Below are 13,434 nucleotides of genomic sequence, written 5' to 3' on the forward strand. Positions count from 1 at the left end.
GCGCGGTGCGCCGGGGGGCGGGACGCGGGCGGGTGAGACTGGGCGGACCCGGCGAAGGGAACCGCACGCCTTGCTCCCCGTCCTGTTCGCCCTGTGCGGCGCGATCAGCAACGCCCTGGCCACCGTGCTGCAGCACCGCGCCGCCCAGACCGTGCCGCGCTCCGACGGCTTCCGGTTCGGGCTGCTGCGCGACCTGGCCCGGCGGCCGGTCTGGCTGGCGGGCATCGCCGCGGTGACCGCCGCCGCGCTCTTCCAGGCGGTGGCGCTGGCCCGCGGCGCGCTCTCCGTCGTCCAACCGGTCTTCGTGCTGGAGCTGCCGTTCGCGCTGGTCATCGCCTCGGCGATGTCCCGCCGGAACCTCTCCCGCCGGGCCTGGGCGGCCGTCGGCTGCATGGTGGCCGGCCTCGGCCTCGCCCTGGGCGCCGCCGCACCCACCCCCGGCACCATGCACGTCCCGATGTCCCGCTGGATCCCCGCGCTGGCCGGCTGCGGCGCCGCGATCGCCGTGCTCTGCCTGGTGGCGCTGCGCCGCCCGCCCGGCGGGGTCCGCGCCGCCTGCCTGGCGGGCGCGGCGGCCGTCGGCAACGCGCTGACCGCCGCGCTCATCAAGTCCTCCACCCACCTGCTCGACAAGCACGGTCTGGAGGCCTTCCTCACCGCCTGGCAGACCTACGGCTTCGCGATCGCCGGCGTGGGGGCGCTGTACCTGCTGGAGAACGCCCTGCAGTCCGGCCCGCTGGTGGCCTCGCAGCCGGCGCTGACCCTCGGAGACGCGGGGGTCAGCCTGCTGCTGGGCGTCCTGCTGTACGAGGAGACGCTGCGCGCAGGCCTGTGGCTGATCCCCGAGGCCCTCGGCGTCGCCCTGATCGTGGCGGGGGTGCTCGTGCTCGCCAGCACCCCGCTCACCCGCACCCTGATGAGCCCGAAGGGCTGATGCCGCCCGCCGGGGCCGGTGCTCAGCGGACGTCCGCCAGGACCGCCAGCGCCCCGGCGTGCACCCCGCGAGCGGCGGCGAGGAAGCTGTCCGCGGCCGCCGTCCAGGGCCGGCCCGCCGCGTCGGTGACGACCGCGCCGGCCTCGCCGGCGACCAGCGCGCCCGGTCGTGCCGCCCGGCCGCCTGGCCGAGGTCGGCGAGGCACTGGCCGGGCACCCGCAGATCCACGGCGTCCTCGCCACCAGCGGCCGGGCCGACCTGATGGCCACCGACTTCTGCGAGGACCACTCCGGCCTCGACCGCTTCACCACCGACGTCCTCGGCCCGCTCGGCATCACCCGCGCCGAGACCGCCATCGTCGCCCGCGCCGTCAAACGCGCCGGAGTGCGTCTCCCCGCCGCCCCGGCCCGCTGACCCGGCGCGCGGGCGTACGCCGTCGCGGACCGATCCGGTGGTGCGGGCCCGCCGGTGGCGGCGGCGGGGCAGACTGGGGGTATGTGCCGATCGATCAAGACGCTCAGGCCGCCGGAGATGCCGGAGGTCACCACCGACGACGTCCACGCCGCGGCCCTGCAGTACGTCCGCAAGGTGTCGGGCTTCCGGGCGCCGGCCGCCCACAACAGGGAGGCCTTCGAGCAGGCGGTCGCGGCGGTGGCCGCCGCGACCCTGGAGCTGCTCGAAGGCCTGGAGATCCGGGGTGCCGGACGGGTGGAGGTCAGGCCCCCGTCGTCGACCCCGGTCGGATGACCATCAGCACCACGACCACCGCCCACAGCAGGTTGAAGACGCCCGCGGTCATCGGCAGCAGCTTCAGGCCGCGCTCCGCCCGCTCCCGGTCGTCGCCGCGGGAGTGCGGGGCCGGGGTGCCCGCCTCCGCGTCCAGGGTGTCGATCACGGACTGCTGGGCGGGCAGCACGAAGAGCAGCAGCGAGCCGGCCGAGAGCGCGGTCAGCACGATCGAGACGATCAGCCACGGCTGGCCGAGGATGCCCATCACCTGGGCCACCCCCACGCCGAGCAGCGGGACGGCGATCCCCAGCAGCGCGTAGATCTGGGTGATCCGGTGCAGCAGGCGGACCGATGCGGCCGCGGTCGGCTGCTCCGCCCCGGAGGCCAGTGCCGCTGCCGCGCGCCGCGGGTACATGCTGACGGCGACCGCGACCGGGCCGATGAACAGCACCGAGGCCAGCACGTGCAGGCTCAGCAGGAACTTGGCCATGGGGGAGTCGTCCTTCGCGCAAAAAGGGCTGGTCGGGCCCGCGCGGGAGGTCCGGCGCGGCCGTCGCCGACGCTAACACCCCTTACGCGGGCGCCCGCGTGCCGGTCCCCGTCGTCGCCGCCCCGGCCAGTTCGCCCGCCGGCAGCAGCCGCACCGGCCCGGTGCTGGCCGCCGCGACCAGGGCCCCGCTCGCCGGCTCCGTCCAGTCCAGCAGGTGCAGGCCCCCGTGCCGGTGCGCGACGGGGGCGCCGACGGCCGCGTCCAGCGGCAGCGCGGAGAGGTCGACGGAGGCCAGGGTGTCCAGGCTCGCCCGGCCGATCTTGATCATCGCCTCCTTGCGCACCCACTGCCGCAGAAAGGCCCCGGCCGGATCCGGGTGGGCCGCCACCAGGTCGGACTCGGCGGCGCCCAGCACCCGCCGGTGCAGATCGGCGGTGCCGTCCCGGCCGTCGCCCGGCAGTTCCACGTCCACCCCGACCGGCACCGGCCCGGCGGCCGCCGCGACCACGCCCTCGGTGTGCGAGAGGCTCAGCCCGACACCGGGCCGCCCGGCCAGCGCGGGCACGCCGTGCCCGGACCGGCCGCAGTCGGGGCAGTGCTGCTCCAGCACCGCCTCGGCGACCGGGACGCCGAGCAGCCGGGCCGCGCAGAGCCGGACCAGCAGGTGCGCGGCGACGAAGTCCAGCCGGTTCCGCTCGCGGTGGAACCGGGCCGCCCGCTCCCGCTCGACCGGTGTCAGCAGCTCCTCGCCGAGGCCGGGCAGCGCCAGCACCTCGGCACTCCCCGCGACCGCCACCAACGCCGCGCCGGCTGCGCCGTTCACCCGCTCACCCTCCTCGGCCCGCTTCCCCGTCCGGTCCGGCCAGCCTATCGGGGCCGCTCCCGCACCCGGCGGGATCCGGCCGGTGCGGCACAGGCGGATCAAACTGACATATTGTCATGTTCCTTGAAGATTACTGATGTCAACCCCGTCGGAACCGCTGCGCCACGGCCTGCGCTGTGCGACCATCGCCAAGGAATTCGGCTGACAGTACGGCTTGACACGGTGGGGAGTGCCCATGTCGCACTACGTGGAGTTCCTGACGGCCGACGGCGCGGTGGTCCGGGTGGAGAGCACCTCCCAGACCCCGGCGGCGTACGGCATGCAGCCGGTCGGGAGGGGTGGCGGCGACGCGGTCGTCCGCGCCTCCGAGACCTTCGAGCACGCACTGGGCGGGGTCCGCGCCGCCGCCGAGGCCGCCCTCGCCGTGCTCCGCGACGGCAGCCTGAGGCCGGACACGGTGGAGATCGAGTTCGGCGTCAAGCTCTCCGCCGAGGCCGGCGCGCTGATCGCCAGGACGGCCGCCGACGCGCACCTCACCGTCAAGCTCTCCTGGTCACCCGGCAGCACCGGAGAACGGCCCGGGCACTGACCGGACGTGCCGATGCAGGACGTCCGCTGGCTCGCCCGGATCGACACCGCCGGGCCCGCCGGGCCGCTCACCGGTGCCGGCATCCTCATATCCGACCGCGAGGTGCTCACCTGCGCCCATGTGGTGCACGGCGTCCACGAGGCCGAGGTCCGGCTGGTCGCCCACCCCGACCTGCCACCGATCACCGCCACCGTCGCACTGCGCGGCCCCTGGCCCGAACTCCCGGGCGGCGCCGGGGACGTGGCCGTCCTCGAACTCGGCGAACCCGTCCCCGCGCAGACCGCCGCCCCCGCCCCGTTCGCCCCGCTGCACCGCTGGGCCGGTCCGCCCGCCCCCGCCCTCGTCGCCTACGGCTTCCCCGCCGGCCACGACACCGGGCTCAGCAGCGAGATCCGGCTCACCCGCGGCGGCTTCCGGATCGCCGGCGAGCTGGTGCAACTGGAGCACGAGGGCACCGGCATGCCGCTCTCCCCGGGCTTCAGCGGCGGCCCGGTGGTCATCGCCGCCACCGGCGAGGTGGCCGGCCTGGTCACCGCCGCCCTCGACACCCTCGGCGTGCCGCGCGGCCCCGACGACCGCAGCCGCCCCGCCGCCCGGCTCGGCCAGATGCTCCCCGCCGAGGCCGCCGCCCGGTACGTCCCGCAGCTCGCCGACCGGCTGACCGGCGCCGCCCTGCCCGCCCACGCGGTACGCGGCCTGCGGCTGCTGCTCGGCGCCGGACCGCCGCCCGCCGACCCGCTGGAGCTCTACCGCGCCGCCGTCGGACCGCTCGGCTGCCCCGACCCGCCTAGCCGCCCCACCACCCTCTGGGACGCCGGCTGGTACCTGCTCGCCGAGGTCCCCCGGCCGCAGCACGGCCCGCACCCGGTCCTCCACTTCGCCCACCACGTCGCCGAGGCGCACACCGACCGCGCCGTCCGCGACGGCCTGCACGACTGGCTCGACCGGCACCGCGACACCGCCCCCGCCGCCGGCCCCCGGCGCGAACGCTGGCGGCCCATCCTGGTCGAGATCACCCCGAGCGGCGCCGGGCCCGCCATGTTCCACGTCGCCGTCGCCGCCGTCCGCGACGGCCGGATCGGCGCCGCCGACACCCGCACCGTGCCGCGGCTGCGCCTCAAGCACGCCGTCCGCGACCGCATCGACCACGAACTCGGCCGCCTGGAACCGGACGGCGCGGAACTGGTCATCTTCTCGCTGCCCCGCAAGTGGCTCACCGAGCCGGTGCACACCTGGGCCCGCCGGCGCACCGATTACGGCCCGCTCGGCGCCGACCACGCCGTCGTCGTGGTCGACGCCCAGCGCCGCGCCGACCCGGCCGCCCGCCGCCAGCTGGAACTCAAATGGGCGCCGCTGCGGACCGCCGCCGGCACCCGCCTGCACCAGCTGCGCTGCACCGAACTCCCGGACGGCAAAAGGCTCTACCACCGGCTGCGGCCGCCCGAGCGGGTCGAGCTGCCCGCCCTGCCCGGCCCGCCCAGGGGAGCCCCGTACGAACCGCTGCTGGCCGCCGCCCTGCGGGCCGGCGTCCCCGCCGTGCTGTGGCCCGGGCAGCCCTGCACCGCCGACCACACGCACACCCGGACCTGCCGCAACGAGCGATTCCTTGCCAGACTGGCGGAGGAACTGGCCGACGTCGCACCTGCCGACCTGCCGCGCCGGGTCAGGGAGTTGCGGCACGAGGTGGAGGAGGCGGCAGACCCTTCCCAGCACTGGGCGGCGGGCCTGGTGCTGCTCTGGGAGGACCCGGCGGTGCTGCCCGGCCCGCACCGCCCGTACCGCGTCGTCCCGACCGCGCCGCCGCCCCACGCCGCGGGCCCCGAGTGAGACCCAGACCGCCGAAGGCCCCGACGAGTGAGCAGGAGCAGGAGAGCAATGCCGCTGAAGCGCATCTACCAGGGCGTCACCGAGCCGCACGACGGCATCGCCGAGCTGCCCGCCCCGCCGCCCTGGCGCGACTTCGACGGGGGGCCGCTGCTGCCGCAGCCCGACGGCCCCGCCGACCCGGTACCCGACCCGGCCCGGCACCGCGCCGCGACCTTCCGGCCGACCCCGGAGACCGTCGAACTCGTCAACGCCGCGCTCTACCTGCGAAGGCCGCTGCTGGTCACCGGCCCGCCCGGCGGCGGCAAGTCCAGCCTGCCGTACGCCGTCGCCCGCGAACTCGGCCTCGGCCCGGTGCTGCGCTGGAACATCACCAGCCGCACCACCCTGCGCGACGGCCTCTACCAGTACGACCCGCTCTCCCGGCTCTACGCGGCCAACCGCTCCGGCCCGCAGACCCCCGACGCCTCGCTCGACGAACACCTGCGGCTCGGCCCGCTCGGCACCGCCCTGCTGCCCTACCGCCGGCCCCGGGTCCTGCTCATCGACGAGATCGACAAGGGCGACCTCGACCTGCCCAACGACCTGCTGCACATCCTGGAGGAGGGCCAGTACGAGATCGACGAACTCGTCCGCGCGGCACCCCAGCAGCCCGAGGCGAACGTCCTCACCGCCGACGGCACCAGCCGGGCGCCCGTGTACGGCGGCCGGGTCCGCTGCCGGGCCTTCCCGTTCACCGTCCTCACCTCCAACGCCGAACGCGAGTTCCCCGCCGCCTTCCTGCGCCGCTGCGTGGTCCTGGAGCTGCGCCGCCCCGAGGGCGCCGAGCTGGAGTCCATCGTCCACTCCCACCTCCCGGAGTCCGACCGGCAGTTGGTCGTCGAGATCCTGGAGGTCTTCCTCGCCCGCCGGGAGGAGGGCGAACTCGCCACCGACCAGTTGCTGAACGCCATCTACCTCACCTCCCGCCCCGAACTCGGCGACGCCGCCGACCGGGCCGCGCTCGCCGCCCAGGTGATGCCCTACCTCAGCCGCGGCCAGGACGACGATGTCTTCTGACCCGGCGGCGCTCGACCGCCTGACCGACCTGCTCGCCGAACTCGGACTCGCCGCACGGGCCCCCGTCGAACTGGCCGAACTGCTCTGGCTGGCGGCCCGCGGCACCGAGGGCGGCCCCGGCCCGGACACCCCGGGGCAGCCCGCACCCCGCACCGACCGCCCCACCGCCGCCGACCGCGGCGGACACCGCCCCCGCCACCGCACCGAGCACGCCCCCGGCCCCGACGGCACCGGCCCGCGCACCGCGCTGCACCTGCCCGCCCCCGACCGCGGCGGCCGCCCCGCCCCCGCCGTTCCCGCACCCACCCCCGACGCCCCGATGCTGGCCCGCCCGCTGCCGCTGCAGCGCGCGCTGCGCCCGCTCAAGCGCCTCGTCCCGGACGAGCGCCGCCGGCTGCTGGACGAGCAGGCCACCGCCGACCGGCTCGCCGAGGCGCTGCGCGAACCCGGACCGGTGCAGTGGCTGCCGGTGCTCCGGCCCAGTACCGAACGCTGGCTCGACCTGCACCTGGTGCTCGACCTGGGCCCGACGATGACCCTCTGGCGGCCGCTCGCGCGGGAGTTGCGCACGCTCTTCCAGCAGACCGGCGCCTTCCGCCAGGTCACCTCGGGCCGGCTCCTCCCGGACGGACGGCTGGCCCACCGCCGGATCGCCGAGGGCCGCTCCGCGGTGCTGGTGATCAGCGACTGCATGGGCCCGCAGTGGCGCACCGGACCGGCCGGCGACCGCTGGCACCGCACCCTGCACGGCCTGGCCCGCCGGCTGCCGGTGGCCGTCGTCCAGCCGCTGCCCGAACGGCTCTGGCCGCTCGCCGCGGTGCCCGCCGTGCCCGGGGTGTTCACCGCCACCGAGGCGGGCGCCCCCGACGCCGCGTACGGCTTCGCCCCGTTCACCGACGCCCCGCCCGGGCGCGGTGCGCCGGCCGTCCCGGTACTGGAGCCCGGCCCCGACTGGCTGGCCAACTGGGCGCAGCTGGTGGGCAGTCCGACCGGCGGGCAGGTGGTCGGCGCGGCGCTGATGCTCGGCGCCGCACCGTCCGCAGCCGGCCGCCCGGTCGAGGCCGGACCGGACCCGGAGGAGCTGACCCCGGAGGAGCTCGTGGTGCGGTTCCGGGCCACCGCCTCCCGGGAGGCGTTCACCCTGGCCGGGATGACCGCGCTCACCACGCCCGCGCTGCCGGTGATGCGGCTGCTCCAGCAGGTCGGGCTGGCCCGGCCGCAGCCGCAGCACCTCGCCGAGGTGGTGGTGAGCGGCCTGCTGCGCGAACAGACGGGCCGGCCGGGCTACTTCGCCTTCCGCCCGGGGGTGCGTGAGCTGCTGCTGCACACCCTGCCGCGGTCCACCGCGCACCACGCGCTGGAGCTGCTGATCCGGGTCGGCGGGCGGATCGGCGACCCGGGCCGGTCCGCGGCCGGCACCTTCCCCGCCTGGGTGGAGACCGCCGGCGGTGGCACCCTGACGCTGCTGGACACCCGGCCGTTCGCACTGGTCAGCCCGGAGGCCGCCCGGCTGCTCGGGGTCACCGGCGCCCCGGTGTTCACCCTGGCCGGGCCGGTCGCCGGGGCGCACCCGCCGGAGCCGGCGGGGCAGGCCGGGGACGAGGACGTGCCGCCCGCCCCGCCCGCGCCGGAGCCGGCCGCGCTGCCCGACCCGGAGCGCTCCCGGGCGGTGCTGCTGCTGACCACCTCGCGCGGCGCGCCCGGCGAGGTGCTGGAGGAGCAGGAGTACACCGCGCTGCGCGATCTCGCCGCGCTCGCCGAGGCGTTGGTCGACCCGGCCCTGGTGGGCCTGGACCGGCGGCACATCTGGCTCGGCGAGGACGACCCGGACGGCTTCCAGCGGGCGCTGCAGCGGGCCGTTCAGGAGGCCGAGGACACCCTGGTGGTGCACGTCGGCGGGCCGCTCGGGCCGGGCGACGAGCTGGGCGTGGCGGTCGGCGCCGGACGCTGGGGCGGGGTGCACCGGCCGGGCCTGGACTGGCAGGCGGTGGTGGAGACGGTGGCCGGCGGCCGGGCGGCCCGTCGGCTGCTGATCCTGGACGGCTCGCGCAGCGTGCCGCCGGAGCCGGCCGCGGGCGGCGCGGTGGCGGTCGACCCGGGCAGCTTCCAGGTGGTCAACCTCCGCCACCCGGTGGACCGTTCGGTGGCCGGCCGGCTGGCCGCCGCGATCCGCACCGGCGACCCGGACGGCGCGCCGCAGCTGACCGTCCACCACCTGCTGGAGATCGCCCTGCAGTCCACTCCGCCCGCGCCGCCGGTGACCCGGATCTGGCCGCCCCGGGACGGCCGCCCGCTGGTGCTCGCCCGCAACGCCCAACTCCACGGCGGGCCGGTCGAGTCGCGCACCCCGTCGCACTCGGGTACGCACCGCAAGGAGCCGGCCGGCCCGGAGGCGCCCAGACCCTACTTCTTCCTCAGCCACCCCGGCGGACCCGGCGACCGCGCGGTGGACCGGCTGTACCAGGACCTCTGCGAGGAGGTGCTGCAGCTGACCGACCTGCCCGCCTCGGTGCCGCCCGGTTTCCTCGACCGCAGCCCGGAGCTGGACAGCTGGTCCCGCTGGCAGATCACCGAGGCGCTCGCCACCTGCCGGGTCTTCGTCCCGCTGTACTCGCCGCGCTACTTCGTCAGCGAGCGCTGCGGCAAGGAGTGGTACGGCTTCGCCCGCCGGGCCGCCCGGGCGGCGGAGCGTTCGGCGGTGCAGGCGAGCGGCATCGTCCCGGTGATCTGGGTGCCGGTCGCCTCCGCCGAGCAGCCCGCAGCCGCCCGCCAACTGCGGTTCAACCACCGCAGCCTGGGCCCGGAGTACCAGAGCGAGGGGCTGTACTCGCTGGCCCGGGTCGCCGGCCGCCGCGAGCTGTACGAGCTCGCGGTGCACCGGCTGGCGACCCGGATCGTGCAGGTCGCGCACGAGACGCGGATCCCCCCGGGCCGCCCGCTGACCTGGGACGGCCTGGAGAACGCCTTCCTCAGGTCACCGCGCCCCGGCGGCTGAACCGCTCCTCGCGCCACTCGCCGCCCTCCAGCACCTCGGCGAGGTGCCGCACCGCGTCGAAGACGTCGGTGCGGGAGAGGTAGAGCGGGGTGAAGCCGAAGCGCATCAGATCCGGTGCGCGGAAGTCGCCGATCACCCCGCGGGCGATCAGCGCCTGCATCACCGCGTACCCGTCCGGGTGCCGCAGCGAGACGTGGCTGCCGCGCCGGGCGTGCTCGCGCGGGGTGACGTACTCCAGCCCGAGCGGCTCCACCAGCTCCAGGAACAGGTCGGTGAGCGCCAGCGAGGTGGCCCGCACCTGCGCCAGGTCGGCCTTCTCCCAGACGTCCAGGGCGGCGTCCAGCCCGGCCAGGCCGAGCAGCGGCGGGGTGCCGGTCAGGAAGCGGCCGATGCCCTCGGTCGGCGCGTACCCGGGCTCGAAGGCGAACGGCCGGGCGTGGCCGAACCAGCCGCTCAACGGCTGTGCGGCGGAGGCGTGGTGGCGCTGCGCCGCGTACAGGAAGGCGGGGGCGCCGGGGCCGCCGTTGAGGTACTTGTAGCCGCAGCCGACGGCGAAGTCCACGCCGCAGGCGTCGAGTTCGATCGGCAGCGCGCCCGCGGTGTGGCACAGGTCCCAGACCATCAGGGCGCCGGCGGCGTGCACCTGCTCGGTGATCGCGGCCATGTCGAGCAGTTCGCCGGTGCGGTAGTCGACGTGCGAGAGGACGACCACGGCGGTGTCCCCGTCGAGGTGCGCGGCGAGGTCGGCGGCCTGCGGCAGCAGCACGGTGCGGGCGCCGTCGAACAGGCCGGTGACGCCCTCGGTGATGTACAGGTCGGTCGGGAAGGCGGCGTGCTCGGCGAGCAGCGTGTGCCGGCCGGGGCGCAGCCGCAGCGCCGCGCCGAGCACCTTGAACAGGTTGACGGAGGTGGAGTCGCAGACCACCACCTGGCCCGGGGCCGCGCCGAGCATCGGCGACAGCCGTGCGCCGAGCCGGTGCGGCAGCTCGAACCAGCCGGCCTCGTTCCAGCTGCGGATCAGGCCGCGGCCCCACTCCTGCTCGACCATGCCGGCGACCCGGGCGGCGGTGCCCTTCGGCAGCGCGCCGAGCGAGTTGCCGTCCAGGTACAGCACGCCCTCGGGCAGGGCGAACTCGCCGCGGAGCGCGGCCAGCGGATCGGCGGCGTCGAGCGCCGCGCACTCCTCGCGGGTGGTCACAGCTCGTTCCTCACGGTCCACAGCTCGGGGAAGATGTCCTGGTCGGCGGACTGCTTCAGCCAGGTCATGCCGCTGGAGCCGCCGGTGCCGGGCTTGGCGCCCATCGTCCGCTTGACCGAGGAGAGGTGGCGCTGGCGCCAGCGGGTGACCCGCTCGGCGGTGTCCAGCAGCGCCTCGCCGAGGCGGGCGAGCTCCGCCAGCTCCGGGGCGGTGTAGACCTGCCGCCAGGCCTGCTCGACCTCGGTGCTCGGCCGGTGCCGGCCGGCGGTCGGCTCGTGCGGCACGTCCACGCCGCGGCGGGCCAGCAGGGCCAGGGCGTCGTCGTACAGGCTGGGGCCGTTCAGCGCCTCGGTGAGGTCGGCGTGCACGGCGGGGGAGTCCTCGTACATCCGCAGCAGCGAGGCGGCCTTGTTGCCGAGCAGGAACTCCAGCCGCAGGAAGGCCGCGGACTGGAAGCCGGAGGCCTCGCCGAGCACCTCGCGGAAGGAGTTGAACTCGGCGGGCGTCATGGTGGCCAGCAGGTCCCAGGAGCTCACCAGCACGTCCTGCACGTGCGTGCCGCGGCGCAGCGCGGCGAGCGCCTCGGTGAGGTCGTTCTCGCGCAGGGCGTGCTGGGCGCCGACCCACTCGCGGTGCAGCAGGTCGAAGAGCAGCTCCATCACCTGGGTGGCGACGATGAAGGTGTACTCGGCCGGCACCTTGCTGCGCGGCTGCTGGAGGCTGTGCAGCACGTCCAGCATGACGTAGCGCGCGTACGGGGTGCCGTTGCCGGGCTCCCCCTCGGGCGCGAAGGCGAGATTCGGCCGCTCGACGGTGTCCCCGCCCATGGCACTCCTCCTGGTTCGTTCTGATCTGTCCCACTCCCATCGTGGGGTCCACCATTGTGCGGCGGCACCCGTTCCGTCTTGAATGGGCGGCGGGCAGCGAAAGCGTGCCCTGGCTTCACGACCGAAAGGTCTTTCGGCCGTATCGCTTTTCGAACGCAAACCCGACCCCGGGAGTCGCCTTGGACGCCGTCGACCGGCTGCTGCTCGCCGAACTCCAGGCCGACGCCCGGCTCTCCTACAACGAGCTCTCCCGACGGGTGAAACTCTCCGCCCCGGCGGTCGCCGAACGGGTCCGCCGCCTGGAGGCCGACGGGGTGATCACCGGCTACCACGCCCACGTCGACCCCGCCCGGGCCGGCCTCAATGTGACGGCCCTGGTCACCATGCAGTGCTACGGCCCGCACTGCGTGCTCCGCGACCCCGAGGTGGCCCGCTGGCCCGAGGTCTTCCAGTTGCACCGGGTCACCGGCGGCGCCTGCTGCACCCTGCTGGTCGGGGTGCCCGGCATGGTCGCCTTCGAGCAGCTCATCGACCGGCTCGCCGCCTACGGCCAGCCCGCCAGCTCGATGATCCTCTCCAGCCCGGTGCCGTGGCGCCCGGTGGTCGCGCCCTGACCGCCCCCGTCGGCGCATAGGCTGCTCTGCGGACGCCCGGGAACCTGCGGGCGCGGGCGAGAGGACGGCGGGGCCGCGATGGAGCTGATCGACCGGGCGAAGGTGGCCGAACTGGCCGGGGAGCGGCTGGACTTCCGCTTCAAGGCGATCCCCGCCGAAGCCTGGGGGCTGACCGTCGCCGAGTACCTGGCCACCGGCCCCGCCCTGGACGGCCTCGGCACCCCGCTGCTCACCCTGGACGCGTCCGCCGTCGACCACAACCTGCGCACCATGGCCGCCTGGTGCGAGCAGGCCGGTGTCGGCCTCGCCCCGCACGGCAAGACCTCGATGGCTCCCGCCCTGTGGCAGCGCCACCTGGACGCCGGCGCCCGCGCCATCACCCTGGCCAACCTGCCGCAGCTGCGGGTCGGCCGGGCGTTCGGCCTGCGCCGCATCCACCTGGCCAACACCCTGCTCGACCCGGCCGGCCTGCGCTGGCTCTCCGCCGAGCTCGCCGCCGACCCGGAGTTCCGCTTCGCGAGCTGGGTCGACTCCACCCGCGCGGTCGCCCTGATGTCCGAGGCGCTGCGCGGCGCCCCCGCCCCGGTCGACGTCTGCGTGGAGCTCGGCGCCCCCGGCGGCCGGACGGGCTGCCGCACCCTGCCGGAGGCGGTCGAGGTGGCCCGCGCGGTGCACGCCGCGCAGGGCCTGCGGCTGGCCGGCGTCAGCGGCTACGAGGGCCCGCTCGGCCCGGACGCCTCACCGGCCTCGGTGGCCGCCGTGACCGGCTACCTGCGCACGGCGGCCGAGCTGTACCGGCAGCTCGCCGGCGAGGGCCTCTTCGACGAGGTCGACGAGGTCTGGGTGACGGCCGGCGGCAGCGCCTTCTTCGACACCGTCGCCGAGGAGCTCGCCCCGCTGGCGGACGCCCGCACCAGCGTCGTCGTCCGGGCCGGCGCCTACCTCGCCCACGACGACGGCTTCTACCGCGGCATCTCGCCGTTCGGCCGCGGCGCGGGGGAGCCGCTGCGGGCGGCCCTGCACGGCTGGGCCCGGGTGGTGTCCGCCCCGGAGCCGGGGCTGGCCCTGCTGGACGCCGGCAAGCGCGACCTGCCGGTCGACCTCGGCCTGCCCGTCCCGCAGCGGGTCCGCGGCGGCAAGCCGCTGGCCGGCGCCACCGTGAGCGCCCTCAACGACCAGCACACCTACCTGCGGGACGCCGAGGTCGTGGTGGGCGACGTCGTCCGCCTCGGTGTCTCCCACCCGTGCACGGCCTTCGACCGGTGGACCCTGATCCCCGTCCTCGACGACGCGGACGCCGACCACCCCCGCGTCGTCGACCTGGTCCGGACGTTCTTCTGACCCGTGCCGCG

At 76.1% G+C, this 13,434-nt stretch carries 13 protein-coding genes and 1 pseudogene; 9 read left to right on the forward strand and 5 right to left on the reverse strand.

Annotated elements, in window-relative coordinates:
• Nucleotides 1–70: 70 nt before the first annotated feature.
• Complete coding sequence (locus AB0P35_RS03275) at nt 71–934, forward strand: DMT family transporter (protein ID WP_095875040.1); 864 nt, start codon at nt 71–73, stop codon at nt 932–934.
• Nucleotides 935–956: 22 nt separating this feature from the next.
• Here AB0P35_RS03275 and AB0P35_RS03280 read toward each other — a convergent pair.
• Nucleotides 957–1,100 (reverse strand): annotated as a pseudogene (locus AB0P35_RS03280) (3'(2'),5'-bisphosphate nucleotidase CysQ); the annotation flags it as partial.
• Nucleotides 1,101–1,102: 2 nt separating this feature from the next.
• On the opposite strand from AB0P35_RS03280, the gene AB0P35_RS03285 reads away from it, so the two are divergent.
• Together AB0P35_RS03285 and AB0P35_RS03290 are read left to right on the forward strand one after the other, a co-directional pair.
• The gene (locus AB0P35_RS03285; RefSeq protein WP_363505821.1) at nt 1,103–1,348 is read left to right on the forward strand and encodes an Lrp/AsnC ligand binding domain-containing protein; all 246 of its coding nucleotides are present in this window, start codon (nt 1,103–1,105) and stop codon (nt 1,346–1,348) included.
• A gap of 81 nt (nt 1,349–1,429) precedes the next feature.
• Nucleotides 1,430–1,681 (forward strand): DUF2277 domain-containing protein, encoded by a 252-nt coding sequence (locus tag AB0P35_RS03290; protein WP_095875042.1) that lies wholly within the window; start codon nt 1,430–1,432, stop codon nt 1,679–1,681.
• Here the strand turns inward: AB0P35_RS03290 and AB0P35_RS03295 are convergent.
• Both AB0P35_RS03295 and AB0P35_RS03300 read right to left on the reverse strand, forming a co-directional pair.
• Nucleotides 1,650–2,153 (reverse strand): DUF2269 family protein, encoded by a 504-nt coding sequence (locus AB0P35_RS03295; protein WP_363505824.1) that lies wholly within the window; start codon nt 2,151–2,153, stop codon nt 1,650–1,652. The two genes, AB0P35_RS03290 and AB0P35_RS03295, sit on opposite strands and share 32 nt — an antisense overlap.
• An 82-nt stretch (nt 2,154–2,235) precedes the next feature.
• On the reverse strand, nt 2,236–2,976 hold the full coding sequence (locus tag AB0P35_RS03300) for a 4'-phosphopantetheinyl transferase superfamily protein (protein WP_363505827.1): 741 nt from the start codon (nt 2,974–2,976) through the stop codon (nt 2,236–2,238).
• Nucleotides 2,977–3,211: 235 nt separating this feature from the next.
• On the opposite strand from AB0P35_RS03300, the gene AB0P35_RS03305 reads away from it, so the two are divergent.
• From AB0P35_RS03305 to AB0P35_RS03320, 4 genes are read left to right on the forward strand one after another with little or no spacing between them, the layout of a single operon-like run.
• Nucleotides 3,212–3,565: a CU044_2847 family protein gene (locus AB0P35_RS03305; RefSeq protein ID WP_095875044.1), complete on the forward strand. Its 354-nt coding sequence runs from the start codon at nt 3,212–3,214 to the stop codon at nt 3,563–3,565.
• Nucleotides 3,566–3,577: 12 nt separating this feature from the next.
• Nucleotides 3,578–5,392 carry a trypsin-like peptidase domain-containing protein gene (locus AB0P35_RS03310; RefSeq protein WP_095875045.1) on the forward strand — a complete coding sequence of 605 codons (1,815 nt, stop codon included), beginning with the start codon at nt 3,578–3,580 and terminating at the stop codon, nt 5,390–5,392.
• A gap of 48 nt (nt 5,393–5,440) precedes the next feature.
• Complete coding sequence (locus tag AB0P35_RS03315; protein ID WP_363505830.1) at nt 5,441–6,448, forward strand: MoxR family ATPase; 1,008 nt, start codon at nt 5,441–5,443, stop codon at nt 6,446–6,448.
• Nucleotides 6,438–9,443, forward strand: coding sequence for a TIR-like protein FxsC (locus AB0P35_RS03320; RefSeq protein WP_363505833.1), 3,006 nt, complete (start codon nt 6,438–6,440; stop codon nt 9,441–9,443). The genes AB0P35_RS03315 and AB0P35_RS03320 overlap by 11 nt, the downstream gene beginning before the upstream one ends.
• Here AB0P35_RS03320 and kynU read toward each other — a convergent pair.
• Both kynU and AB0P35_RS03330 read right to left on the reverse strand, forming a co-directional pair.
• On the reverse strand, nt 9,418–10,641 hold the full coding sequence (gene kynU, locus AB0P35_RS03325; RefSeq protein WP_363505836.1) for a kynureninase: 1,224 nt from the start codon (nt 10,639–10,641) through the stop codon (nt 9,418–9,420). The genes AB0P35_RS03320 and kynU overlap by 26 nt on opposite strands.
• Nucleotides 10,638–11,468: a tryptophan 2,3-dioxygenase family protein gene (locus AB0P35_RS03330; protein ID WP_363505839.1), complete on the reverse strand. Its 831-nt coding sequence runs from the start codon at nt 11,466–11,468 to the stop codon at nt 10,638–10,640. Before AB0P35_RS03330 ends, kynU begins: the two co-directional genes overlap by 4 nt.
• A 179-nt stretch (nt 11,469–11,647) precedes the next feature.
• Here AB0P35_RS03330 and AB0P35_RS03335 point away from each other — a divergent pair, with 179 nt between their 5' ends.
• Nucleotides 11,648–12,082 (forward strand): Lrp/AsnC family transcriptional regulator, encoded by a 435-nt coding sequence (locus AB0P35_RS03335; RefSeq protein WP_095875050.1) that lies wholly within the window; start codon nt 11,648–11,650, stop codon nt 12,080–12,082.
• A 78-nt stretch (nt 12,083–12,160) separates the two neighbouring features.
• Entirely contained in the window at nt 12,161–13,423 is a 1,263-nt protein-coding gene (locus AB0P35_RS03340) for an alanine racemase (protein ID WP_363505842.1), read from the forward strand.
• The last annotated feature ends 11 nt before the right edge of the window (nt 13,424–13,434 follow it).

This window comes from Kitasatospora sp. NPDC085879, assembly GCF_040686255.1.
In the GTDB taxonomy this organism is placed as follows: Bacteria; Actinomycetota; Actinomycetes; order Streptomycetales; family Streptomycetaceae; genus Kitasatospora.